Annotated in this window: 21 protein-coding genes and 1 other RNA gene; 2 read left to right on the forward strand and 20 right to left on the reverse strand. The window is 46.4% G+C overall.

What is annotated here, in order from left to right; genetic code table 11:
- Positions 1 to 77: 77 nt before the first annotated feature.
- From GCWU000182_RS01310 to GCWU000182_RS01335, 6 genes are all read right to left on the reverse strand, one after another.
- Positions 78 to 680 carry a superoxide dismutase gene (locus GCWU000182_RS01310; RefSeq protein ID WP_035363867.1) on the reverse strand — a complete coding sequence of 201 codons (603 nt, stop codon included), beginning with the start codon at positions 678 to 680 and terminating at the stop codon, positions 78 to 80.
- A gap of 137 nt (positions 681 to 817) precedes the next feature.
- The gene (recD2, locus tag GCWU000182_RS01315) at positions 818 to 3337 is read right to left on the reverse strand and encodes an SF1B family DNA helicase RecD2 (RefSeq protein ID WP_023390928.1); all 2520 of its coding nucleotides are present in this window, start codon (positions 3335 to 3337) and stop codon (positions 818 to 820) included.
- Positions 3338 to 3372: 35 nt separating this feature from the next.
- Positions 3373 to 3789 carry a GNAT family N-acetyltransferase gene (locus GCWU000182_RS01320; RefSeq protein WP_023390929.1) on the reverse strand — a complete coding sequence of 139 codons (417 nt, stop codon included), beginning with the start codon at positions 3787 to 3789 and terminating at the stop codon, positions 3373 to 3375.
- The gene (mnmA, locus tag GCWU000182_RS01325; protein ID WP_023390930.1) at positions 3782 to 4909 is read right to left on the reverse strand and encodes a tRNA 2-thiouridine(34) synthase MnmA; all 1128 of its coding nucleotides are present in this window, start codon (positions 4907 to 4909) and stop codon (positions 3782 to 3784) included. Before mnmA ends, GCWU000182_RS01320 begins: the two co-directional genes overlap by 8 nt.
- A gap of 121 nt (positions 4910 to 5030) precedes the next feature.
- Positions 5031 to 5366, reverse strand: a complete 336-nt coding sequence (locus GCWU000182_RS01330) for a hypothetical protein (RefSeq protein ID WP_023390931.1) — start codon at positions 5364 to 5366, stop codon at positions 5031 to 5033.
- Positions 5367 to 5385: 19 nt separating this feature from the next.
- Positions 5386 to 6546 carry a cysteine desulfurase family protein gene (locus tag GCWU000182_RS01335; protein WP_023390932.1) on the reverse strand — a complete coding sequence of 387 codons (1161 nt, stop codon included), beginning with the start codon at positions 6544 to 6546 and terminating at the stop codon, positions 5386 to 5388.
- Between the two features lie 151 nt (positions 6547 to 6697).
- On the opposite strand from GCWU000182_RS01335, the gene GCWU000182_RS01340 reads away from it, so the two are divergent.
- Complete coding sequence (locus GCWU000182_RS01340; RefSeq protein WP_023390933.1) at positions 6698 to 7972, forward strand: replication-associated recombination protein A; 1275 nt, start codon at positions 6698 to 6700, stop codon at positions 7970 to 7972.
- A 47-nt stretch (positions 7973 to 8019) separates the two neighbouring features.
- Positions 8020 to 8209, forward strand: a non-coding RNA gene (gene ssrS, locus GCWU000182_RS09745) — 6S RNA.
- Between the two features lie 74 nt (positions 8210 to 8283).
- On the opposite strand, the gene brnQ is transcribed toward ssrS, so the two are convergent.
- The 14 genes from brnQ to GCWU000182_RS01410 all read right to left on the reverse strand — a co-directional run bounded on the left by brnQ (position 8284) and on the right by GCWU000182_RS01410 (position 26054).
- Positions 8284 to 9621, reverse strand: coding sequence for a branched-chain amino acid transport system II carrier protein (brnQ, locus tag GCWU000182_RS01345; RefSeq protein WP_023390934.1), 1338 nt, complete (start codon positions 9619 to 9621; stop codon positions 8284 to 8286).
- Positions 9622 to 9686: 65 nt separating this feature from the next.
- Positions 9687 to 12470 (reverse strand): isoleucine--tRNA ligase, encoded by a 2784-nt coding sequence (gene ileS, locus GCWU000182_RS01350; RefSeq protein WP_023390935.1) that lies wholly within the window; start codon positions 12468 to 12470, stop codon positions 9687 to 9689.
- 256 nt (positions 12471 to 12726) lie between these two features.
- Positions 12727 to 13413, reverse strand: a complete 687-nt coding sequence (locus tag GCWU000182_RS01355) for a DivIVA domain-containing protein (protein WP_023390936.1) — start codon at positions 13411 to 13413, stop codon at positions 12727 to 12729.
- A gap of 31 nt (positions 13414 to 13444) precedes the next feature.
- Entirely contained in the window at positions 13445 to 14227 is a 783-nt protein-coding gene (locus GCWU000182_RS01360; protein ID WP_023390937.1) for a YlmH family RNA-binding protein, read from the reverse strand.
- Between the two features lie 4 nt (positions 14228 to 14231).
- Positions 14232 to 14486 (reverse strand): YggT family protein, encoded by a 255-nt coding sequence (locus GCWU000182_RS01365; RefSeq protein ID WP_023390938.1) that lies wholly within the window; start codon positions 14484 to 14486, stop codon positions 14232 to 14234.
- Between the two features lie 117 nt (positions 14487 to 14603).
- A complete protein-coding gene (ftsZ, locus tag GCWU000182_RS01370; protein WP_035363871.1) occupies positions 14604 to 15887 on the reverse strand; it encodes a cell division protein FtsZ in 1284 nt (427 codons plus the stop codon).
- A 19-nt stretch (positions 15888 to 15906) separates the two neighbouring features.
- The gene (ftsA, locus tag GCWU000182_RS01375; RefSeq protein ID WP_023390940.1) at positions 15907 to 17382 is read right to left on the reverse strand and encodes a cell division protein FtsA; all 1476 of its coding nucleotides are present in this window, start codon (positions 17380 to 17382) and stop codon (positions 15907 to 15909) included.
- Positions 17383 to 17645: 263 nt separating this feature from the next.
- Entirely contained in the window at positions 17646 to 18824 is a 1179-nt protein-coding gene (locus GCWU000182_RS01380; protein ID WP_023390941.1) for a cell division protein FtsQ/DivIB, read from the reverse strand.
- Between the two features lie 32 nt (positions 18825 to 18856).
- The gene (gene murG, locus GCWU000182_RS01385) at positions 18857 to 19969 is read right to left on the reverse strand and encodes an undecaprenyldiphospho-muramoylpentapeptide beta-N-acetylglucosaminyltransferase (RefSeq protein ID WP_023390942.1); all 1113 of its coding nucleotides are present in this window, start codon (positions 19967 to 19969) and stop codon (positions 18857 to 18859) included.
- A 17-nt stretch (positions 19970 to 19986) separates the two neighbouring features.
- On the reverse strand, positions 19987 to 21378 hold the full coding sequence (gene murD, locus GCWU000182_RS01390) for a UDP-N-acetylmuramoyl-L-alanine--D-glutamate ligase (RefSeq protein ID WP_023390943.1): 1392 nt from the start codon (positions 21376 to 21378) through the stop codon (positions 19987 to 19989).
- A gap of 21 nt (positions 21379 to 21399) precedes the next feature.
- Positions 21400 to 22350, reverse strand: coding sequence for a phospho-N-acetylmuramoyl-pentapeptide-transferase (gene mraY, locus GCWU000182_RS01395; RefSeq protein WP_023390944.1), 951 nt, complete (start codon positions 22348 to 22350; stop codon positions 21400 to 21402).
- A gap of 38 nt (positions 22351 to 22388) precedes the next feature.
- Positions 22389 to 23879, reverse strand: a complete 1491-nt coding sequence (locus GCWU000182_RS01400) for a UDP-N-acetylmuramoyl-L-alanyl-D-glutamate--2,6-diaminopimelate ligase (protein ID WP_023390945.1) — start codon at positions 23877 to 23879, stop codon at positions 22389 to 22391.
- 19 nt (positions 23880 to 23898) lie between these two features.
- Entirely contained in the window at positions 23899 to 25596 is a 1698-nt protein-coding gene (locus GCWU000182_RS01405; RefSeq protein WP_023390946.1) for a peptidoglycan D,D-transpeptidase FtsI family protein, read from the reverse strand.
- Complete coding sequence (locus GCWU000182_RS01410) at positions 25593 to 26054, reverse strand: hypothetical protein (RefSeq protein WP_035363874.1); 462 nt, start codon at positions 26052 to 26054, stop codon at positions 25593 to 25595. Before GCWU000182_RS01410 ends, GCWU000182_RS01405 begins: the two co-directional genes overlap by 4 nt.
- Positions 26055 to 26088: the final 34 nt, after the last annotated feature.

Genomic DNA, 26088 nt, shown 5'->3' on the forward strand with positions numbered 1-26088 from the left:
ACCATCACTGTAAAGTGACCTCTTAATACAAAAAAGCTGAGACCTAAGTCTCAGCTTCTCTATGCGCTAGTCGAATATTAGCCCAAACGTGATGCTACCTTATCCCAGTTGACTACTGAGAAGAAGGCTTGGATGTAGTCTGGACGACGGTTTTGATAGTGGAGGTAGTAAGCATGTTCCCACACATCTAAACCTAAAAGTGGCTTAAGCCCTAATTCTAAAGGTGTGTCTTGGTTAGCAGTAGATAAGACTTCTAAGTGACCGTCACGGTCTACGAGCCAAGCCCAACCAGAACCAAAGCGAGTCGCAGCTGCCTTAGCAAAAGCTTCTTTGAAGGCTTCAACAGAACCAAAGTCTGCTTCTAAGCGAGACTTGAGGCCAGCAGGAATAGCTGCTTCTGCACTTGGCGCTTGTAGGCTTTCCCAGAAGAAGCTATGGTTGAAGTGACCCCCACCATTGTTACGGACAGCTGTTTGAATGCTTTCAGGTAAATCCTTAAGGTTAGCGACTAAGTCTTCGATAGACTTAGCTGCCAAGTCTGCGTGACCTTCTAAGGCGGCATTCAAGTTGTTAACGTAGGTTTGGTGGTGCTTGGTGTGGTGAATTTCCATGGTGCGCGCGTCAAAAGCTGGTTCAAGCGCATCATAGGCGTATGGCAAGGCTGGTAATGTAAATGACATGGTCATTCCTCCTCGGTTATAGTATACCTAAATTATATCATGCTCAGTAGAATAGACAATTATTTTGCACTTGGTAGCGTTTATTTCACAAACTCAAAGCATGAAAAAAGCCCCTTATTCGCTAAGAATAAAGGACTTTAACAAGTCTGACTTTCAAAGTCGTAAGGACTGATTCCCTCCATGCCAATCATGGGATCAATTTGGTCGATCGAATCCTGAGTTAGGCGGAAGGACTCTTCTTGCTTAGGTGCCCAGTCTCTTGATTGCACCGCAACCGAAACACTTGCCACAGGACTAGCTTGAGGCGAGGCCTGAGCTGTTTCACTGGCCAAAGCTTTTTCGGCCTCAGAGCTTGGAACTTGATCCGGCTCTATAGCCGGCTCCTGCTCTACCTTCTCTCCCTGCGTCAGCCCCGCTAATTTAACTTCTAGCAGGTCTTTAAGATTGGTACGGCGTAGGTCACGATCCTGACTAACCGCTTGGACATAAGCGTCCGGGTCCCCCACCAAGACTAAACTAGACTGCGCTCGGGTGACTGCAGTGTAAAGCAAGTCCTGGCGCAACATGCGATAGTAGGCATCAACCAGAGGCAGGATAACCAAGGGATATTCGCTCCCCTGGGATTTGTGGACCGAACAACAGTAGGCCAGAGTCAACTGGTCAAAATCTGATCGACGATAAGTCAGTTCCTTATCGTCATCAAAAGCCACCACGACCTCTTCGCTCCCGCTGTTAGACGCTTGTGCTGAGAAGACACCGACGATTTTCCCGATGTCCCCATTATAGACGCCTTCTTCCGCATTGTTCACCAACTGAAGCACCTTGTCTCCCAGACGAAAAATTTGGTCAAAATACTCCAGTTGTGGTTTCTTGCGACTAGGCGGATTGAAGAGTCCTTGCAAGAGTTGGTTGAGGGCCGTAATACCAGCAGGTCCCTTATACATAGGCGCCAAAACCTGCAGGGTATTGGCATCAAAGCCCCTAGTCAAGGCGTGGCCTACCACCTGTTCCACTACTTGAGCTACCTGCTGGGTTTTACATGGAATAAAGGAACGGTCAGGTTGTCTTTCCATAAGGTTCTGAGGCAGGCGACCCTGGCGAATCTGATGGGCCAGTTGAATGATGGAACTATCTTGGGCTTGGCGATAGATTTTAGTCAGACTAATAGTAGGAAGCACCCCAGACTCAATCAAGTCTGAAAAGACTTTACCTGGCCCTACCGAAGGCAATTGATGCTTATCCCCTACCAGAATGACTTGAATTCGGTAGCCAATAGCCATCCAGAGCCAATTCATCAACCAGGTATCCACCATGGACATTTCATCCACTACCAGTAGCTGACCTTCCAGTGGCGTCGGATCAAAGCCCTCCACGGTGGTCTCACGATTGAAACCAATCAGTCGGTGAATGGTAGAAGCCGGGATATCCGTCATTTCCTGCATACGTTTAGCTGCCCGACCTGTTGGGGCTGCTAACAAGACGGGGCCAGTCTGATAAGGATTGGTCAAATCGCCCTGATGATAGCCATGCAAGAGCCGGTGGAGCGTCAAAATTCCACGTATCAGAGTTGTCTTCCCCGTCCCTGGACCACCCGTAATCACCGAAAGTGGCGATTGCATGGCTAGAATCATGGCCTGGCGTTGGGTTTCATCATAGTTGATTCCCGTCTCGCGGGCTACTTGATCCAGCTTGTCTTCAATTTCTGTCTTGCTGAAAGTCTCCACTTCTTCATACTGGAAGAAGTCACTGATACGTCGGACGATGCCCATTTCCGCGTGGTAGAGACTTGGCAACATAATGCCTTGGTCCAAGGAATAAAGCGTCCCTTCCAAGATAGCCAAGTCCAAGGCTTCTGCTAGGCGCTCTTCCTCAATCAGATAAGCCCGACTACGTTCTAGAATCTTGGTAGCAAGCGCCAGCAAGCGTGGTCGCTGGACATAGGTGTCCCCTGACCGCAAGCAAACTTCGGATACGGCCGTATAGAGTCCCGCCACCAAACGTGTGACAGCGTCAGCCTCAATACCTAGTTGCTCAGCCAAGGCATCAGCCTTATTGAAGCCAACCCCTTCTACCTTGGCTACCAAGGCGTAGGGATTGTTCTCAATCGTGGCCAGCGTCTGGTCCTTAAAGGTCTGATAAATTTTATCCGCCAGCTTAGGTCCAAAACCCCACTCTGTTAACTGCAAGAAGATGCGTTCAGTCCCCTGGTGTTGGCGCAGAGTTTCGGCCAGCACTTGGCGTTTGTCTGGTGTTAGGCCTTTGACCGATTTGAGGCAGTCAGGATCTTGCAAGATTAAATCAATGGCTTCCAATCCCAGCTGATCCACAATCCTTTGGGCTAGAGTTTTACCAATCCCCGTGAAGCGAGCACTAGAAAGAAATTCTACGAGACCAGCCTCAGAGGTCGGCGCTACTTGTTGATAGCGACTAACCGCAAATTGCTCTCCATAACGCGGATGCACGGTCACTTGGCCATAGAATTCATAGGCCGTATCGAGATGCAAGGCGGCAAATTGACCCGTACAGGTAACATAGTCCTCGCTTACTAGGTCGCTGTCAGACTCTAACACCTTGACCCTTAGCACCTTATAAAGATTCTGTGGGTTTTCGAAGAAGACCGACTCAACTTCGCCAATCAAACGTATTTGCTCAGCCATAAGCGGCCTCCTTTCTTAACGCTATGTAATGAGACTTAGGGCTTAATCCACCGCATCCCAATATTGCCTGGAATAGCTTGGAAACCAAACTGCTGATAGAGTTGGTCGGCCGGTTCCTTGGCCATCAAGCACACATAAGCAGACGCATCCGCATTAGCTATGAGCCAGTCCGAGACAGCTTGCATCAGGGCCTTACCCAGTCCTTGACCTTGGAATTCAGGTGCCACCATGACCGAATTGATGATATAAGATAAGGCACCGTCCCCAGCAATCCGGGCAAAACAAACGAGCCGCTGACCCTGATAGGCACATATCATATAGAGGGAATTAGCTAGCGCACGTTCAGCCACTTCTTGAGGGGGTATAGCCCCCAAGCCTGTAGCAATGCGCAAATCTAGATAGTCTTGGACAGTCGGAATAGTCTCAGTCCAACGAAGTTGCTCCTTAGACATATTGGCGTTGCACCCCCTCTTTGTAGGCCGCATCAATCAGACCGCCACCCAGACACTCTTGGCCATCATAGAAAACCACTGCCTGACCCGGTGTAATGGCCCGAACTGGTTCATCGAACATAACGGTCGCCTGAGTCTTGTCTTGACTAAGTTTAACCGTCACTCCAATATCTTGTTGACGGTAACGGAACTTGGCTGTGCAACGGAATTCTTCTGGCACATCCGACAAATTAGGTGCTGTAAAGGATACTTCACTGGCTGTCAAATAGTCTGAATAGAGATTTGGATGATGGAAGCCCTGACCGACATAAAGAGTTTGCGTCGTCTGATCCTTACCAATGACAAACCAAGGTTCATTGCTAGTGCCCCCACCCCCAATTCCCAGACCTTGACGTTGGCCAATGGTATAGTACATGAGTCCCATGTGCTCGCCCTTGACTTGACCATCTAGGGTCACCATTTTACCTGGCTTATTGGGTAGGTAGTTGGAAAGAAATTCATTAAAATTCCGTTCTCCAATGAAGCAGACACCGGTTGAGTCCTTCTTCTTGGCAGTCGCCAGGCCGGCCTCTTCTGCTAGGGCACGAACTTCAGACTTCTGCAAATGGCCCAAAGGGAAGAGCGCCTTCTGGAGTTGGGCTTGGGAGAGTTGACTAAGGAAGTAGGTTTGGTCCTTATTATTATCTAGGCCACGCAAGAGGTGGACTACCCCATTTTCATCTCGCTCCGAACGAGCATAGTGCCCCATGGCAATATAGTCTGCCCCTAATTCCATAGCATAATCTAGGAAGGCCTTGAATTTTACTTCCTTGTTACACATCACATCTGGGTTAGGCGTACGCCCCGCCCGATATTCGCGTAAGAAATATTCAAAGACCCGATCCCAATATTCTTTCTCGAAGTTAACAGAATAATAGGGAATACCAATTTTCTCCGCGACTTTGACTACATCTTGGTAGTCTTCAGTCGCTGTGCAGTGACCATTTTCGTCAGTATCGTCCCAGTTTTTCATGAAGAGGCCGATAACTTCATAGCCCTGCTCCTTGAGTAGCAAGGCAGCGACAGAAGAATCTACGCCTCCGCTCATACCCAAAACGACACGTTTTCCATTTGTTGACATTGTTCTTTTCCTTTCTTTCTCTCTATGGATAACTCCGTGGAAGGCAGAGCATCCTGACATGTGTGCTTAATTGATAACAGAAGAAGAGAACGAAAGCACTCTCCCGTTCTCCCCACTTAGGCTAGACTTCAGTTAAAACGTTACGCTCAACAAAGCCGTCAAAGATAAAGTTAATCTTCTCTACAACCATTTCATTATGAGCTAACTTGGTTACATCGACTGCAGTTAAGCCCTTGTTATTAACGGTTGAGATTTTGAGGGTCTTCAAGTCCTTGTTTACCAAGACCTTAAGCACCAAGCCATCACGGTGATGGCTATCTAGAGGACGTTTGTATTGGAAGTTACCGCCAGTTGACTCGGTAAAGCCATTGTCCCGCAAAGTATAAGGTTTGCAGGCTGGGTTGATTTCGAAGGTACGGTTAAAACCTTTTAAGGTTGCTTGTTTGGTGAATGCCATAATTCATCGCCTTTCTTGTTTACTTTTGTTGTCTTGCTTTTAAGAGGCCAAGTTGTTTGACCACTTGGTCTAAGTCTGCTTGCGTTAGGCCCAAGCCCATGGTCAGACGAATACTTTCACGCTGCCGGTCTTCCTGGTCAGGATAGTAACCCTTAAGAACACGACTCGGTTCTAGACTACCTGCCGAACAGGCTGACCCAGCCGAAACATAGATCTGTGCCAAATCCAAATGGATTAAGACCTGACTAGCCTTGAGGCCTTTGAGCCAGAGGTTAAGGAAGCCTGGCAAATGATGAGCCTGAGGACGGTTGACTTGATAATCAATTCCTGCTCGAGTTAGCTCCTCCAAGAAGTAAGCTTCCAAGTTTGCCAAATGCGCTTGTCGCTGTTCCGCTTCCGCTAGAGATAGATGGATAGCTTGAGCCAAGCCCTGAATATAGGCTAGATTCTCAGTTCCAGCTCGCATGCCAGCTTCCTGCCCACCCCCTACCAAGTAAGGTTGCAAGCCTGCTTGATCCTGCCATGCTTGGAAGTAGAGTAAGCCAATCCCCTTAGGGCCACCTAGTTTATGGCCTGATAGACTCCAAGATGTAGCTATCTGGTCTAGTTGCCAAGGTAGTTTAGTAATCCCTTGAACCAAGTCAACATGGAAAAAGTAACCACGCAGACGAGCTTCTTGCGCCAATCCAAGAATGGGATAAATGGCGCCTACTTCATTGTTGACCGCCATGGCTACCCAGCCACTGGTATCTTCCTGACTAGCCGCTAGAAATTGGTCAATCAGGTCTTGGTCACTGCCCCCATCTTGGGGTTGAATCCAGGAAATAACCCAGCCTTCTTCCTCTAATCGCTTGAGCGCTAAATCCACTGAAGGATGTTCTACTGCTAAGGCCACGATGTGGCGGGCTTTACCAGCTGCTAGGGCGCTTTGAGCCTGGGACCAGATAGCCCAGTTATTGGCTTCCGTTGCCCCTGACGTGAAGTAGAGGCAAGAAGCTGAGGCTAAGCCCAAATCCTGAGCAATGGCCTCACGGGCCTGATTGAGCGCATACTTGGCAGACTTGCCCAATTGATAAGTGCTAGAGGGATTCCCATAAAGTTGGGATAAGGAGCTTGTGATTGTTTCGACAACTTCTGGACGTACAGGTGTTGTCGCTGCATAATCAAGATAAATCGCCATCTTGGCCTCCTCCTCTCAGACTAGACTTTCCTTCTTATTATAGCACACTCCCAGCCTTTCGCCTATCCATAAGTTTGGTCAGAAGATTTGTCTCCTCAGGCCTTTTGCGGTATGATGAATAGGCAGATAATTGATTGAAAGGAGGCCTCTCATGCTTCAACCACTTGCCTATCGCATGCGCCCTCGTCAACTGGAAGATATTCTTGGCCAGGAGCACCTTGTTGGCCCTGGTAAGATTATCCACCGCATGGTGCAAGCCAAACGCCTGACTTCCATGATTCTATACGGACCGCCCGGCATCGGCAAAACTTCCATTGCCAGCGCTATTGCAGGTTCGACTCGTTATGCCTTCCGAACCCTGAATGCAGCCACGGATGGTAAGAAAGAACTGGAACAAGTAGTAGAAGAAGCCAAATTTTCCGGCACCCTTATCTTACTCTTGGATGAAATTCACCGATTAAACACCACCAAACAGGATTTCCTACTACCGCATCTGGAGAGTGGTCGGATTATTCTGATTGGGGCGACTACCGAGAACCCCTATATCGCCATCAACCCCGCCATTAGAAGTCGGGTGCAAATTTTTGAACTCAAGCCCCTCAGTCCTGAGCAGGTTTGCCTTGGCTTGACTCGGGCCTTAGCCGATCAAGAACATGGGCTCGGTAAGTACCCTGTACAAGTCCAGGATGGCGTTCTGGAACATTTTGCCCAAGTTTCGGGCGGTGACATTCGGACAAGCCTTAATGCCTTAGAGCTAGCAGTTCTCTCAACTGAACCAGACCAAGACGGGCAAATTATCATCGACATGGCAGTGGCCAGTGATTGCTTGCGACGTCGCCGACTTCAACATGATAAGAATGGTGACGCCCACTATGATGTCATTTCCGCCCTACAAAAATCCATCCGCGGTAGCGATGTCGACGCTGCCCTTTATTACCTGGCCATATTACTGACTGCCGGCGAGCTAACGGTTGCCTGCCGGCGCCTGCTAGTGATTGCCTATGAGGATATTGGTCTAGGCCACCCAGCTGCCACGCAACGAACGGTTGCTGCCATTCAAGCCGCTGAAAAACTAGGTCTACCAGAAGCCAGCATTCCCTTAGGTTTTGCAGTCATTGACCTAGCTTTGAGCCCAAAATCCAATACTAGCTATCGCGCTATCAAGGCTGCCATGGCGGCGGTTGACCAAGGACAAGTCGCCCCAGTCCCAGACCATTTGCGGGACAGTCACTATCAAGGCGCTGACAAATTGGGCCGAGGACTTGACTACCGCTATCCCCACGACTATCCTGGCCATATCGTGGCTCAAGAATATTTGCCTAAGGAATTAGCTCACAGCCAATTCTTCCAACCAGACCCTAGCGGCAAGTATGAAGAAGCCTTGGCTCACTACTATCAAAAAGTTAAAGAAATCCTCAAAAAATAAGAGCGCTTACTTGCAAATTCAGCAAGTCGTGCTATAATAAAAGTATAGAAGATCTGTGGTGTACGTGACATATACACTGTGTTGACCGAACATTTTTCTTTAGATATAGGGAACCAATTCGGCTGACTTATGACAGGCCTTTTCACTTGGTAGTCAGCGGTTAGTCGTTAGGTGCCCACCTGCTTAGATTGCGGGTTCAAAACATCTATATGACCAAACGGCACTAACGGATTTGGGTAGGAACTAGGGTTCCTGCCCTCTTTTTTTATATAAAAAAGAGCTTGGCAAGCCAAGCTCTTTCACTTATGTTATTACGATGCTTTTCGTCTCACTTGCCAATGTGCAATAGCCAAACCCAACAAACTAGGCACAATCCAACCTAGGCTTTGGCCACTCAGGGGCAAATAAGTAGCGAATGTAGAGGCTAATACTTTCAATGGCAAGAGCCAAGCTAGTTCAGGCATGGCTTGAATGCCATCGATTAGCGCCACTATCCCTGTCAGTGCCATAGCCCACTGATAATAAAGTCTATCGATTGCCCGACCTCGGCACAGTAAGGTGACCATAACTAGGACAATGGCTAGAGGATAAAGAAACATGAGCATCGGCACTGCCCAAGCAATAATCTGAGTCAAGCCGGCATTAGCAATCAGGGTAGCCAAGAGACTAACCGCTAGCAAGTATTGCTTGTAGCCCAGTCTAGGAAATAATTCTACCATAGCCTCTGAAAAAGCGGTCAGGAGCCCTACCCCCGTCTTAAGGCAAGCCAGAATCACAATTAAGGCTAAAAGGATACTGCCTGCTGAACCAAGATAGTGATTAGCAATCTGAGCTAATGCAATCCCACCATTAGCACTTATGGAGAATTGTCCCAAGGAAGTCGCCCCAGCATAGGCCAAAAGCCCATAAATTAAGCCCATTAAGACGATACTAATGGCTCCCGATTTGACCATGCCTCGTGCCAGTTCTCCTGGTTCCTCAATCCCTAAACGATTCATAGCCTGAATCATGACAATCCCAAAGGCCAAGGCCGCTAGCACATCCAAGGTCTGATAGCCCTCCAAAAAGCCAGTCGCCATTGCTTGTTGAGCATAGCGCCCCTGGGCCATCATTTGCCCGACTTGCCCCATTGGATTGAGGACTGTCAGGGTTAAAAGTAGCCCTAAAACCAGTAGGAAAGCTGGGTTGAGAATTTTACCAATGTAATCTAGAATCTTACCCGGATTCAGAGACAGAAAGCCCGCTACTAGGAAAAAGATGACAGAATAGATTAGAAGCCCATGTCCCTGGTGACTCGACTCGATAAAAGGTGCTAGCCCAATGGTATAAGATGTACTTGCCAAGCGTGGCACCGCAAATAAGGGACCAATTACCAAATAGAGTAAGACCGTAAAAACGGCCCCAAATTTCTTGCTGACCCGATTGGCTAGTTCGGTGACGCTCTTACTTTTGGACATTCCCATAGCGAGAATGGTCAGGAAAGGCAGACCAATGGCTGAAATCAAGAGCCCCACCACGGCTAGGCCTACCAGAGCGCCACTTTCTTGTCCTAGGTGAACCGGGAAAATCAAGTTGCCAGCCCCAAATAACATACCGAAAAGCATGGACCCCAAATATAGGGCATCTTTAGACTGAAGCTTTTTGCTCATTTATCATACTCCATTTCAAGCAAAAGCAACATCCGAAAGGAATGTTGCTCTTACTTACTATATTATTATTCTGCTTCAAAGTAAGCAGGGTAATGCGTTTTGACAATTTGGTGGCAACGGTGGCAAAGGGTTGGTGCCTCCGCAATGGTTCCCACTTCTGGACGAACTGCCCGGCAGCGTTCACAGACATGCCCTTGAGCGCGGCTAACAGAAACAGCATAATCGTCTAAGACTAAGGCGTGATCTGGTGCCGGCGTGGTCACTAAGTCTAGATGAGAGACAATGAGTAATTGATCTAAATCTTGACTCAAGGCCTTCAAAGCCTTGGCTTGTTCTTCATTGACATAGAGGGTTACAGCTGCTTCAAAAGATTTCTTGATTGGATCTTGCTCCGCATTTTTCGCTTCCTCTAAGGCCTTTTGCACCCCTTGTTGGATGTGGAAGAAGAGCTTCCATTGATCCACAAGGGCTTGATAAGCAACCCCATCAACTGCTTGAGGGAATTCTGCTAACTGAACAAAACCTTCAACCCCTGGCAATTCCTTCCAAGCTTCTTCCATGGTATGTAAGAGGACTGGAGTTAAGAGTGGCAAGAGGTCACGTAAGATGCCGTAGATAACAGTTTGCATTTGACGACGTGGCAAGCTATCTGGTGCCTCGATGTAAAGCACGTCCTTAGCGAAGTCTAGGTAGAAAGCAGATAAGTCAACCGTCATGAAGTTGATGACTTTCTTATAGATGCTAGCAAATTCAAACTTATCGTAGGCACTTAAAAGATCGTTAACAAAAAGCTTGAACTTAGCCGTCATGTATTGATCAACTGGACGTAAGTCTTCAAATGCCACACTATCCTTGCTTGGGTCGAAGTCTGACACATGGCTTAACATAAAGCGGATGGTATTCCGGATTTTACGGTAAGCTTCAGCAATTTGCTTAAGGATGTCCTTAGAAATACGTACATCTGATTCTGAGTCGACACTGAGAACCCAAAGACGGATAATGTCAGCCCCAAGTTCATTCATGACTTCTTCCGGCACAATAACGTTGCCTAATGATTTACTCATCTTGTTGCCCTTACCGTCTAAGACGAAACCTTGAGACAGTACTGCCTTATAAGGTGGTACGCCCTTAGCAGCAACAGAAGTGGTAAAGCTTGAGTTGAACCAACCACGGTATTGGTCAGACCCTTCTAAGTAGAGATCTGCTGGGAAAGTCAGATAATCTCTGGCTTCTAAAACTCCTGCATATGAGGTCCCAGAGTCGAACCATACGTCCATGATGTCAGTTTCCTTGGTGAATTTACCATTTGGACTTGCAGGATGCGTGAAGCCTTCAGGCAAGAGATCCTTAGCCTCACGTTCAAACCAGACATTAGAACCATGTGTTTCAAATAAAGTTGCCACATGCTCAATGGTTTCAGCTGTTAGGATCGCTTCCCCATTTTCAGCATAGAAGATTGGAAGTGGCACACCCCATGCCCGTTGACGAGAGATGACCCAGTCGCCCCGGTCACGAATCATGTTGTAGATACGTGGTTGGCCTGATGGATGGTACCATTTAACTTGCGTTTCAACCGCATTAAGCAATTCTTCACGGAATTTATCAATAGAAGCAAACCACTGTGGTGTTGCCCGATAGATAACAGGTTTCTTAGTCCGCCAGTCATGTGGGTAGCTGTGGACAAATTCTGAGTAAGACAAGAGTGCGCCCTTTTCCTTGAGCAATTCCACTACTAGTTTGTTCCCTTTGGCATAGAAGACACCTTCGAGGCCAGGAGCTTCATGAGTATAGTGGCCTTGGTTATCTAGCGGAGACAATACATCTAAGCCGTAGGCTTTCCCAACATAATAGTCGTCTTCCCCGTGGCCAGGAGCGGTATGAACCAGGCCGGTCCCGGCATCTAAGGTAACGTGATCTCCCACCATGAGTAGCGACTCTCGTTCATAGAAAGGATGCCAAGCAGTGAGTCGGTCAAAATCTTGACCTTGATAGTGAGCCTCTACTTGATAATCTTCCCAGTTGAGGGTTTTAGCCAGTGACTCGAGCAAGTCTTGGGCTACAATGAAATGACGGTCTCCCACTTTAACTTGAACATAGCTAGCTACAGGGCTCACTGAAATCCCTAAGTTAGCTGGCAAGGTCCAAGGCGTGGTAGTCCAGATTACGAACTCAGCATTTTCAGGCACAATGCCTTTGCCGTCTTTGACCTTGAAAGCTACATAGATAGAAGGAGAGGTTACATCTGCATATTCAACTTCGGCTTCCGCCAAGGACGATTCACTCGATGGTGACCAATAGATTGGCTTCAGGCCTTTGTAGATGTAGCCTTTTGCTGCCATTTGGCCGAAAATACGGATTTGTGCTGCTTCATATTCAGGGGCTAGGGTCAAGTAAGGATTGTCCCACTCACCTGTTACACCTAGGCGTTTGAAGTCAGCTTTTTGGCCTTCTACTTGACGCAGGGCATATTCTTGACAGAGTTTGCGGAATTCAACCACAGACATGGACTTGCGATCAACCCCTTCTTGCTTGGTCAGGGCTGATTCGATTGGTAGACCATGTGTGTCCCAACCTGGTACATAAGGTGACCGGAAGCCAGACATAGATTTAGAGCGGATGATAATATCTTTACTAATCTTGTTGAGGGCATGGCCCATGTGGATTTTCCCGTTGGCATATGGAGGCCCATCGTGGAGCACATAAGTCGGCTTGTCAGCATTCTTAGCTTGGATTTGTTGATAAAGATTCGCATCTTCCCACTCTTTTTGTAGGATAACTTCTTTTGTTGGCAAATTCGCCCGCATGGCGAAATCGGTTTTACCGAGGTTGAGGGTCTCTTTTAGTTTCATATTGGCAATATTCCTTTCTTGACAGTATTAACTACAAAAAAATATAAAAAGACGCCCCTCAACGGGACGTCGCAACGTGGTACCACCCAATTTTATTTGTAGTCATACAAATTCTCTTACATGATAACGCTCTTTAAGCGGCACCGGCTACTTAGGTTCACCGGGCATTATAAGTAAGCTGATTATCTACTCTACAGGGAACTCTAGGCTTGCACCCTTCCTAGATCGCTGGGGATGTGTAGTGAAGATAGTGGTCTTACATCATTTCTGGTAATTCAATTTTAATAGTTTGGCCCAAGATACTTTCAACAGAAGCTTGGTCATCCTTGTCAGGTGCTGCCTTAGCTTCTACATCACCTTGAGTTTCATGGACGAATTCTTCAACGTCAGATGTAACTTGTGTCTCCACTTCTTGTTCTAAGGCAGCCACGCGCTCAGAACTACGTTCTTCAGCTTGACTATCTTCTGTCGTAGGTGTTGCAAAAGCAATTTCCTGTTCAAATGTTTGAGACTTAATTAAATCCAATTGTTGAGTCAACATGCGTTGCATTTCGAATTGGAGGTTGCGTCCATTATGACGTAAGAGTTCTACTTCATTAGCCAAGTGGTTGACGGTATCATGTGCATTAGCAATGATGCGATCAGACTCACGTTCTGCCTCATAAATAATGAGTTCAGCTTCCTTGCGGGCATTTTGTTTGAGGCGTTCAGCGGCTTCGTTAGCAATCAAGATTGAGCTATTCAAGGATTCTTGCAATTTCTCAAAATTCTTGATTTTCTCATCGGCTTCCGCTAACTGGCGTTTAAGGGCAGTCACTTGATCCAAAGCACGTTCGTAATCAACGACAACTTCATCTAGAAATTCATTGACTTCCTCTCTGGCGTAACCTCTGAATTCGCGATCAAAGTCTTTGGTTAAAATATCATTTGGTGTAATTGGCATGTCACACACTCCTTTGTTCTTGCTCTCTTCTTTAGACGACTAGGACTTTGACCTTAAGACGAATATTGTCTTTACGAGTCAAACCCTCTTCGGCATCAATTTGAAAACGTCCAAACTTCCTAAGCGAGACAAAGTCGCCTGCCTCTAGCTCAAAATCCGGTCGATTAATTTCTAAATAATTGACCTTGACCAAGCCCCCTAAGACGGCTTCTTTTGCACGCTGTCTAGAAAAATTATAGACTTTACTCAGCATAGTGTCAAGCCTTAATGATGTGGTAATGACCGTCTGGTCTTCCCAGAGAACTTGTGGCGTCAGAACCTGATCAGGCTCAATATATTCAAGTCTTACTCCGACATTTCCCATTTTGGTCACATTTTGACAAACATAGGGCGCAATTTTTGCATCCACTAGCACTTGCCAGTCTTGACCATCAGTGATGATATCACCAATTCGATTGCGTTCTAGCCCAGCCCCTAGGAGGGAACCAAGGATAGACCCATGTCGTATATTGGCAAATTTCTGCGGAAAGTGAATCTTCAGGGCCTGAATCTGAAAGTCGCTAGTTTCTAAATCATAATACTGAGGATAAAAAACCAGTCTTTGACGTTCAGCTCCTGGCAAGCCACCTTGACAGGCTAATTGGACTTCATCTTGTCCATTAGCCAATTGCTGGGCAATCAGGGCTTCACGCGGAGTCACAAAGTAACTAGTGACCGGACAATAGCGACTAGCCGCATAGGCCATCTGTTCTAGCACATAATCAATGAAGGCCTGTTCTTCTTTACGATAATGTTGATAAATGCCCTCTTTCATGGGACTACACCCCAATCAAGAGACGAAAGAGAAAATTACGCACTAAATGGAGAACCGCAAGTGCCGCAAAGGCCGAAAGACTGACACTCCCTATTGGAGGGATAAAGCGATCGAATAGCTCAACATAAGGCTCAACTAGTCTCCCAACCCAACGTCCCAAATCACTATAACGGGCATCAGGGAACCAGGACATGATAGCCCAGATAAGAATGAGGGTCTCATAAGCCGTAAAGGCCCAAGAAATATATTGTATCAGCATAATAGCTCTACCTCTTTACTTGATTTCTTCTTCAATAACGACCATAGGCACGCTAGCTAGCGCCCAGAAGCGTAGACTTGCGTGCCCATGGTGCTTGCCCAGAACTAGTTAATCAAACTAGCCACGGTGGCGTTTGCGGAAGAATGGTGGTGTATCAAGTTCGTTATCTTCCGTTGTGTCAACTTGACGGTTACGGCTAACGTCACTTGACCGTTGGAAAGTCCGCTGTGGCATCTCATGAGCAGACTCACGAGTGCTTTGTTCACGACGGATATCCCAGTCACTGAATAAGTCACGTTCGCTCTCGCGACCGCGTGGTGCTAATTCAATGTCATTACTTGGTGACACTGCTGGTTGGCTTGGTTCTGGTGCATTGCTAGCAGGCGCTGCATTGTAATTGTTGCGCGCTGGGCGTTGAGCCATCTTGCTAGGTGCGTTCTTTTCAGTGTCAATCCCAGTTGCGATAACCGTAACTACTACCTCATCGCCTAAGTTTTCGTTGATAGAAGTACCGAAGATGATGTTTACGTCGCTAGTTGAAGCATTCGCCACGATTTCGCTAGCATCTTGTGCTTCAAAGAGGGTTAAGTCAGAACCACCGGTAATGTTCAAGAGGATTTGTTCTGCCCCATCGATTGAAACTTCCAAGAGTGGAGAAGAAATAGCCTTCTTAGTTGCTTCAGCTGTACGGTTTTCACCAGAAGCCACCCCAATACCCATGAGGGCAGTCCCTTGGTCTTTCATGACTGTCTTCACGTCAGCAAAGTCCAAGTTAACGTAACCTGGCGCAGTGATCAAGTCAGAAATCCCTTGAACCCCTTGACGTAAAACGTTATCCGCTTCAGAGAAAGCTTCTAACATTGGTGTCTTGCGGTCAACAATTTCTAAGAGACGGTTGTTAGAGATGGTCACCAAGGTGTCCACGTTTTCCTTCAAGTTCTTAAGACCTTCAGCAGCGTAACGACCACGTTTAGGACCTTCAAAGGTGAATGGACGTGTCACAACACCCACTGTTAAGGCGCCTAATTCTTTAGCAATGCGCGCTACGATTGGGGCAGCACCCGTACCGGTCCCCCCACCCATACCAGCTGTTACGAAGACTAAGTCTGCGCCTTCAAGTACTGTACGGATTTGTTCTTCGCTTTCTTCAGCAGCCTTAAGACCTACTTCAGGGACTGAACCTGCCCCTAATCCCTTGGTTACCTTAGGACCTAATTGAATCTTAGTTTCTGCTTGTGAGCCTTTGAGAGCTTGAGTATCTGTATTGGCTACAATAAACTCTACCCCTTGGACGCCTTCAGCAATCATACGGTTAACGGCATTACCGCCGGCCCCACCGACCCCGATGACTTTGATAACGGCGCCGTCACGGCCGCTAATTGAATCAAATGCTAATTCCATAAATCGTTCCTCCTGAATCTCAATCGAAAAATGTTCTGAAAAATGCTTGGATTTTACTGATAATGCCATTTCCTACAACAGGGACTGGGTTATCATAATTAACGCCTGCCTCTGGTTCTGGAACATAGTTGCTTTCTTCAGCAGCATAGCCTCCAAGGTTGGAGTACGCATCATAATCTGATACTGGCTCTGCTACCGGCCGTTGACGTTCTGGTCTTGCCGGACGGCGAGGTGCTTGCTGACGAGGTGGCATCATTGGCTGGTTTGTTACATCCTGGGATGCAGTCTCTTGATAAGGCCGCTCAAACCCACGATCTTGACGTGGTGCACTTGCTGCTTGATAAGTTCCTTGCGCAATACGATGCACAACATCTAGGCCTGCTGCATATTCTACCATGCCAATAGCCGTTGTAAAGACTGGGTTTCGCATCCCCATTTGCTCTGGAATATAGAGGCGAACCTTAGGACCAAAATACTCTTGGGCTAGTTCTAAGACGCCTGGCAAGGAAGCTGCTCCACCAGTCAGAACGAAACCGCCTGGTAAGTCGAGGGCATCGACCCCTTCTAAGTCATCTCGAACTGTCTCGAAGATTTGTGCCAAACGGGCTTCAATAATTTCAGATAAGTAGCGTTCATCTACGCGGACAGGTTCCTTACGTCCAACTGTCTCCACTGGGAAGTATTCCTCTTCAGAAGTCTGACGAGAGACTGCGTAACCAAATTCACGCTTAATCCGCTCCGCATTCTCTAAGGATGTATTGAGGATTAAGGAGATATCCTTGGTGACGAAGTCGCCACCTTCTTGGTCAACGAAGGAATACTTCAATTGGTTATCATAGATGATTGAGGCACTGGTTTGGCCCCCACCCATATCTACGATGATGGTCCCAAATTCACGTTCATCAGGCGTTAGGGCTACTTCTGCAATAGCTTGAGGTTGTACCACTAATTCCGTAATGTTGAGTCCAGCCTTCTCCACACAACGACGAATGTTGTGGATGATGGTCTTAGGACCTGTAATCAGGCGTGCGTAGAGTTCTAGGCGAACCCCAATCATGCCTTGAGGATCGCGAATACCGGTAAAACCATCCACAATAAATTCTTCTGGAATGATGGAAATAATTTCCCGTTCAGGTGGGACAGACCGCACTTTAGCAGCCATAATAACATTATTAACATCTTTTTCGGTAATCTCACGGGTATCACTGGAAACAGCAATCATACCGTGACAGTTATCAATCATCAGCTTGTTACTTGGTACGCCGACAATGACATCATTAATTTTAACTTGTGCTTTTTGCTCTGCTTGCGCAATGGCCTGTTGAATGGAATAGACCGTTTCATCAATATCAACAATCACGCCACGGCTTAAGCCACGTGACTTTTCATTACCTACACCGATAATATTGACTTGGCCATTCATGTGCTCAGCTACAACCACTTTAATTGAGGTAGTCCCAATATCTAAACTAACAAAAATTTCTGGGGTTCTCACAAGCGTTAGCCCTCCTTTGTCCTCTCACAGGGGAGTTTGGTCTCCCTGGATGAGATATAATCTCTCCCTATAATTCTATCACATACTGGCCTTGATATGAAGCGAAATAATGCCTGTCACAAAGAATTAATATAGATTTTTTCCTTATTTGTCTCCGTAAGTTCTTATTCACATAATCAGGCCATCCCAATCCTGCTCTTAAGGCATTATGAAGACGGACCTATAGTAAAAGCGAGGACTAAGTCCTCGCTTCTATTTATCTATTAAGGTTGTTGTCCAGACTGGACCCTTACTGGCCGTTGTTGGCCTGTAAATGGCGTAAAGTAGGCTCCTACTTCCAGATTAAGTGTTCCCTTCTTGTCACCTAATTCTTTAAGCATTTGATTGTAAAAGGTCATCTTATGATTGAAGGTTGGTAGAACTGCCTTGACCAGGTTGCCATCCCGCATCTTAGCTTCAAAGGCACTATTCTTGCTGGCCTCTTGACCTAGCTTGAGACTTTCAATTTGGCTGAGAATATCGGGTGGGGTTTGTTTCAACATGGTGGTCAACTCCGTTACTCGCCCTGATGGGGCCTGAACCAAGAGTTCTGGCAATTGGTCTAGGTTGACAGCTTCTTTAGCTGCCACACTGGCACTAAAATCACCCCAAGTTCCATTATCTAAGACAGCAATCCATTGGTCTCCTGATTTAATCTTGGCTACAATGGCATGCTCTTCTATTTCTAGTTGGAGACTCTGCATATTAGGACGACGTAAGGTCACCTTGCTGACAAGAGGATTCTCCTTCATAATGGCTTGTTCAATCGACTTGCGCTTAGCCATGATGTCTTTGACGCGGTCAAAATCGCGAATACCTGAGGCGGCGACAATAGCTTCACCATCCACTCGCTGATTACCAACAATCTGAACAGCATTGACATAATGTGTTGGCAAGAGTCGATAACCCACCACTGCCAGACTTAAAACTAAGACAACGAAGACGGAAAAGAGCTTCATCTTGCCCTTAGGCCAACGTGCTTGTCCAAATTCCTTACTTAATTTTTCTTGATTAGGGAGGGAAGTGTGATGAGGTGTTTGACGATAGTTACCAGCTCGTGGCTTAGTTACAACGCGTGTCTCATAGTCCTGTTCATAATCGGTCCAGGCCGGACTTGGCTGAGTACCGTAGGTCTTAATCCGATGATTGCCCTGGCGTCTACTTGAAATATCAGTCTGATTGGGACTTCTATGCTCATCTTCATAGTCATAGCGCGCTTCCTGATAAGGGCGAGGACGCTGTCGATCCTGATTAGGTCGCATAACAGGTTGTCCATTTGCATCTAAGCGGTAATTGCCCTGACTTCTTTGCCGGCTAGGTTGGCGGCGTTGGTTGAGCGTTTGTCGGTTCTCTTGATAATCTTCTTGGTAGCGACTACGCTGATCCAGACGATAATTAGCCATTACTTCCCTCCTCTCTCTAGATTTTATTTTTCTTACTTAATGATTTCTTCCAGAACTTTGACTAAGCGATCTGAGGCGTCACGAATTCCTAATTCATAGGCTGAGCGAGCCATTTTCTCTAGGTTTTCTGGGTCAGCCATCAGTTCCTGGATGGTCTCCACTAGGCTAGCCCCAGTCAAATCCGCTTGCTTAATCATACGAGCGGCTCCATGGTCTACAAGAGCCATGGCATTGTGTTCCTGGTGGTTGTTAGTAACATAAGGACTTGGCACCAGAATACTTGGCAAGCCTAATGCCGTTAATTCCGTTAAGCTAGTTGCCCCACTTCTACCAACTACCAACTTAATCTGACGCAAGAGGCTTGGCATATTGTCGATATAAGGCACTAGACGGACGTTAGACGGTAGCTCTTCCTTAAGGCTTTGGCGCAATTCATCATAATGCACTCGCCCTGTGGCCACAATCACTTGGTAGTCTTTTCCAGCAAAGGACGGAATGGCTTCAACGGCCGCCTGGTTGATAGCTGGCGCACCACGGCTCCCCCCAAATACTAAGACAGTTGGCACTTGATCATCCAACTGGAATTGCTCTGAAAGGATGGTGTCCATTTTAGGTGTAGCTACTACTTCTTGGCCTCGCGGATTGCCAGTTAAAATAATCTTGGCTTCTTGCCCCTTAAAGTCACTTTTCACTTCTTCAAAGCAAGTTGCAATGCGATTGACAAAACGGCTAAGGAATTTATTGGTAACACCTGCTACACTATTTTGTTCATGAATTAAACTTGGAATACCTAGACGGCTAGCTGCATAGAGGACTGGTGCACAAACATAACCTCCTGTCCCAATCACCACATCTGGCTTAAAGTCCCGTAAGATCTTTTTTGCCTTGTGGACACTGGTTAACATAAGCCAAGCTGTCTTAAGGTTTTCAAGGGATAAAGAACGTTTTAAACCCTGAATCTCAACTGATTGGAAGGCGAGCCCTTCTTTAGCAACGATATCTGCCTCCAAGCCCTTCTTACTACCAACATAGAGGCACTCTACATCCGGATATTTGGCTTTAATGACTTGATAGAGGGCGAGAGCTGGATAGATATGACCACCTGTTCCGCCACCTGAAAGTACGATACGTTTAATCTCAGTCATGCTAGACTACCTCCCTTTTAGTCCTTATAAGGTTTTTCAGCCAGATAAGACTGAATCAAGTCCACAAAATGCTGACCTCGCACCTCAAAGTTAGCGAATTGATCCCAACTTGCGCATGAAGGTGAGAATAAGACCACTTCTCCTGCTTGAGCAGCCTCATAGGCAGCCAGACTCGCTTGGTCTAAGTTTTCATAAAGATGGATGGCTGGCACCCCAGCTTGTTGGAAAGCTCTAGCCATTTTTTCTTTACTTTCCCCATAGAGAAAGGCCTCTACAACATGCTCCAAGTGGGGGATTAAATCATCGAATTCATTGCCTCGATCTAGGCCACCACCGATATAACGGATTGGTTGGGTAAAGCTCTTAAGAGCAGTAGTAGCTGCTACCATGTTGGTTGACTTAGAGTCATTGTAGAAGATACGACCCGCTGATTTAGCAATAGGTTGCAAACGGTGAGGCATGCCAGCATAGGCACTCAACTCCGCTTGAATAGCTTGGTTGGAGACGCCTAATAACTTGGCCACTGCAATTGCTGCCAGGGCATTTTGAACGTTATGATCACCTGGCACGCCAATTTGTGACACTTTGGCTACTTCCTCACCGCGGAAATATAGAGCATCCCCTTGGCGATAGGCACCCTGGGCCTGCACTTCAGGGCTGGCTGGCAAATGGCTAAATGGCACCTGCTGGGCTTTAACCTGATTGGCATGCGCACGAAGGGTTGGATCTGTCACATTATAGACCCAAAAATCGGCCGCCGTCTGATTAGCCACTAGCTTGAATTTAGCCGCCTCGTAACCTTCCTGACTCCCATGGTAATCCAAATGGGCTGAGGTCAGATTGGTCATAACTGCAATACTTGGTCGGAACTTCTCGGTTCCCATCAATTGGAAGCTGGATACTTCCATGACAATTACATCATCAGGACTCGCTTGGTTAGCCGTTACAAGTGATGGCACCCCAATATTTCCTGCTAAACGCGCCTGACCTTGTGGTCGGTGTGCTAGCATTTGGTGAATCCAACTCGTCGTGGTGGTCTTGCCATTACTTCCTGTCACAGCCACAATAGGACATGGTGCAATCCAAGAGGCTAGCTCAATGTCTGTATAGATTGGTAAACCTCGTTTTTGAGCTTCTTCAATTAGAGGCACATGATAAGGTATCCCTGGGTTTTTGACCATAAAATCAAAGTCCTGGTCTAAAAGTTCTAGCGGATGTCCACCATCCACCACCTTGACACCTCTGTCCATAAGCAAATGGACCGACGAATCTTCTAGAAGATTTCCCCGGTCATTTAAGGTTACTTGTGCTCCCTGGGTTAAGAGGTATTCAACGACTGATCGTCCTGTCATAGCATAACCCATTACTAGCACTTTTTTATTTTTTAAATCTTGACCTGTTTGTCCCATTAAACTCCACACCTTATCTGATTAGAATATGAAATAATAGCCTAACCCTGCTAAGAGGCCAACGAGCCAAAATACGGTCACAACTTTTTGTTCACTCCAACCACTCATTTCAAAGTGATGGTGAATTGGGCTCATCTTGAAAATTCGTTTACCAGTTAGCTTGAAGGACGCTACTTGTAACATGACGCTGGCAGTTTCTACTACAAAGACGATGCCGACTAAGAGTAAACTCCAAGGATTGTTTACTAAGAGCGAAATCACCGCTAAACCAGCGCCTAATGCCAAGGACCCGACGTCCCCCATGAAAATCTTGGCCGGCTTTTTATTATAATACAAAAAGCCAATTAATGCACCTACTACCACCAAACAAATCAGGGCTAAGGAGGTTTGTTTGCTCTTAAGTGCCATGGCCCCATAAACACCATAAGCAAAAATATTTAAGCCTGTTGCTAAACCATCCAAACCATCTGTCAAGTTGACAGCGTTGGAGAAACCTGTAATCCAGATAAAGGCGAAAATACCAATCACAACAGCGTTACTGATAAGAATTGGGCCTAGGTTGAAGGCTAATTCAACCTTGTTCAAAAGGCCAATTAGAACGATAATTCCAGAAAAAATCAATTGAGTTAAGAATTTTTGGCGCGGTGTTAAGCCTTCATTTTGATGGCGGAAAATACTGATAAAGTCATCGATAAAGCCAATCCCGCCGAATAACAAGAAAGTTAATAGGAGCATCCAGACACCACCGTCTAAGAGTCGCAAGAGTGCAGCAGCTCCTAGAAGTGTTACTAAAATGGCCATGATAAAGACCGTCCCACCCATGGTAGGTGTCCCTGTCTTGACTTCATGCCACTTAGGGCCTTCTTCACGGGTTGTCTGTCCAATCTTTCGATAGTTAAAGTAGCCGATAAAGAACGGCATAACGATTACCGTGATTGCAAAACTCACGGCCATTGGCAATAGTAATTCCATCTCTCTCTTCCTCTCTGCTTACTATTTCTTCGGCCTTCCTAGCCAAAGTGGCGGGTAAAAGCCGCTTCAATTTCTGTTACTTCATCATAAGGTAGCTTGTCATCACCAATAATCTGGTAGGGCTCACTCCCCTTGCCGGCAAAGACCAATAAATCCCCTGCTTGCGCCTGAGAAATGACATAGTCAATAGCCGCCTTACGGTCTTCAATGACCTGATAAGGCACTTCATCGTGATTTCCAATTAACTCAGCACAAATCTTTGCCACAGGTTCATGCCTTGGATTATCAGCTGTGAATATAATCCAATCCGAATATTCAAAGACCTTATCGCCAATTTCTGGGCGCGCCCCGCTATCACGGTTGCCCCCACTATGGCCAATAATTGTCACTAGACGTTTTGGAGATTGGGCCTTTAATTCTTGTAGTACACGTTCAATGGCATCTGGGGTGTGAGCAAAGTCGACTACAACTTGGAATTCTTGCCCTAAATCTAGTCTTTGCATCCGGCCCTCAACCCCACCAAAGCTGAGCATTAGATCAACTACTGTTTGAGGTTGGACATGGTAATAGTCTACCAAACAAAGGAAGGCCGCCATAAAGTTAGCTACGTTGTAGGCGCCAAGCATAGGGCTCACAACTTGATAGGTCTGATTGCGGTAATGCAGTCTGAAGGTTTGGTTACCATCCTGTACTGCTAGTTGGTCAGCATAGGCACTAGCTTTAGGATCTTCAAGACTATAAGTCAAAACATCCGCTGAAGTTGCTTGCATCATAATGGAAGCATAAGGATCATCCGCATTGATAATAGCCAGTCTTGGCCCCTCTCCCGCAAACTTTTGTCCTAGTTGGGCAAAAAGCAAGGACTTAGCATAGGCATAACCTTCCATGGTTTTATGAAAATCCAAGTGTTCCCGAGTTAAGTTGGTGAAGATGGCACAGTCAATATCTGTTGCCCAAAGACGCCCCAAGGCTAAAGCATGAGACGAAGCCTCGATTAGGGCATCCTGACAGCCTACTGATACCATCTCAGCAAATAATTGCTGGAGGGCTAAGGCATTTGGCGTTGTGTTGATAGACGGATAGTAGGTCTGGTCGACCTTATAATGTAAGGTCCCAATTAGACCTGTCTTATGCCCTAATCGCATGAGCAAATCACTGATGAGACTAGAAATGGTTGTTTTACCATTGGTGCCCGTGACTGCCACCACATTCAATTGTTCCGTAGGTCGGCCGAAAAATTGATTGGCTAATAAAGCTTGTGCTCGGAAAGTTGAAGGAACCAAGAAAAAGCTTAATGGGTAGTCTTGCCAATTTTCAGGCAGGACTTCTACCACCATAAGTTTAGCCCCAGCTGCTGCTACTTGATCCACAGCAGTGTGACCGTCAAATTGTAGGCCCTTAATAGCAACAAAGGCACAACCAGGCACTAAGTTACGTGTATCGTTAACTAGTTGCGTGATTTCCCCCTTGATTTCTGGGCCATACAATTGACCACTAGGAACTGCTCTTAGTAAGTCTTCTACTTGCATCCTATGTCCTTCTTTCTTCTTATGGTTTCACCATAATATATTCAATATAGTCATTAAAGAGTTTCCCTAAAATCTGCGAACCAAGAAGCCCGTGATCTTGTTGTGGTCGCTTCATGGCCATATAGAGCATGTATTTAGGATTATCTGCCGGGAAGAAGGTTACCACTGAGTGGTAGTAATCATTGGCTCCCGTTAGATAGCCTGAACCATTGGGATCGGCAATTTGAGCGGTCCCTGTCTTGGCCGCAACCTTAACGTAAGGATTACGGAAGGAAACGGCAGTCCCATAGGGCTTCTCAACCGTGTCCACCATAAGTTGGAGTACATGGTTAGCTGCTTCTTTAGAAATAGGCTTCCCTAAGACACGAGCTTGGAATTCACCTGCTGAATCCAATCCTTGAACCACTTGGACTTTCAGCATTTGGCCCTGATTACCTATACTACTATAGGCTTGTAAGAGTTGAATAGGGGTCGCGGAGAATCCCTGACCAAAGCCACTCATAATTCGTGAAACCGGGTTGTCAAATTGGAAGTTACCTGTTGTTTCATTTTCAAGACCGAAGTCAGTTCCCTTGCCGAAGCCAAAGTCACCTAACTTCTTGACCCATTCTTGGTCCCCCATGCGGTTAACCAGATTGACCATGGCCACGTTACTGGAACGTGCCAAGCCTTCTTCAAAACTAATCTGACCCCAACCTACTTTGTTATAGTCCTTAACCACTTGGTCGTAGACTTGGATGGAGCCTGATTGATAGAGTTCACCTGGTTTATAGAGTTGGCGGTCATAGGCCACCGACATGGTCAGAATCTTAATAGTTGAACCTGGTTCATAGGCTTCTTCTACCATTAAGTTTTTCCATTCTGCCTCAATGCCTTCACGAGTATTGAGGTTAAAACTTGGTCGTTGGGAAGCTGCTACTAGCTTCCCAGTCTTAGCCTCCACCAAATAAGCTTGCAATGCTTCCGGCTGGTATGTCGCTTGGTACTGGCTCATTAATTCTTCCAGTTTGTTTTGTAGACGTGAGTCTAAAGTCAGATGTAAATCCTTACCAATTAATTGGCGGCTTGATGACTGGTTGCTATCCTGACCACTAAGGCTAACATTGTAAGCAGCCTCTAGGCCAAGTTTGCCATCCAAGACTTGAGCACTTAAGGGTTGATCTTCTTCTTTAGCCGCCGCCGTCGCGTAGCCAATTAAGTGAGAGGCATAGACGTCATTAACATATTTACGTGTTGTTTCACTGACAAAAACTAAACCCGGTAGATTTTCAGCCTCAATGGCCTTTTTAGTTTCAGATGATAAATGTTGTCCTGCGTTCCCAAACTCTACTTGGTAAACATTATTTTGAGTAAGCTGAGCTAAAATTTTGTCACGGTCTAATCCTAAATGCTTAGCCAAGGCTTTGGCCGTCACGTCTGGATCTTTGACAAGGTTCGTGTCGCCCCAATCACTGCGAAGCACCGCAAAAAGAGAATAAGAAGTAGTATCCATTGCAATAGGGTTCCCTTGTTGGTCAAAGATACTCCCCCGCCTTGCCTCGGTAATACTACTTCTCTTGGTCCCTGTTTCATGATAGGCAGTTAAATCCTGCCCATTACTTGTTTTGAAAAGGCTAATTTGGGTGAAACGGAAAATCGCGATACTTGCTAATCCAGCAAGGAGGATTGCCAAGAATCTGAGATTACGTTGAATCATTTGATTGTTTGGTTGACTCATGGCTTGGTCAAATCCTTCACACTATCTTGGCGGACTTTCATTCCTTGCTTTTCAGCCGCTTGCTTAATGCTATCGTATTTATATTGTTCCGTCATTTGGTCACGCATGACATCTGTCTGTTTCTGCAACTCTAAAGTTTGTTGCATCAACTCCTGACTAGAACGTTGAATAGATTGAGTCTTGGACTGCATGATGAGATTAATAAAGACACTCCCCACCACAACCAAAAAGGTTAGCATGAGCATCAGAATCTCATAACGACTGAGTCTCAAAGAACCCACTCTGCTTTTAGTTTGACTATTTGCTTTCGGACGACTGACTAAATCAGGTGCATCTAATACTGGGCTGTCGTCAATTGCCGCACTGGTCGCTATAGGCGGCTCTGGGCTTGCCACTTGGCGGTAACGAGCCTGAGAACTGCGCTTAAAGTATTGTTCGCTTGTTACAGTTTCAGCCAATGGTATCCCTTCTTTCTTTCTCTAATTCTTACTT

This window comes from Abiotrophia defectiva ATCC 49176, assembly GCF_000160075.2.
GTDB lineage: Bacteria > Bacillota > Bacilli > Lactobacillales > Aerococcaceae > Abiotrophia > Abiotrophia defectiva.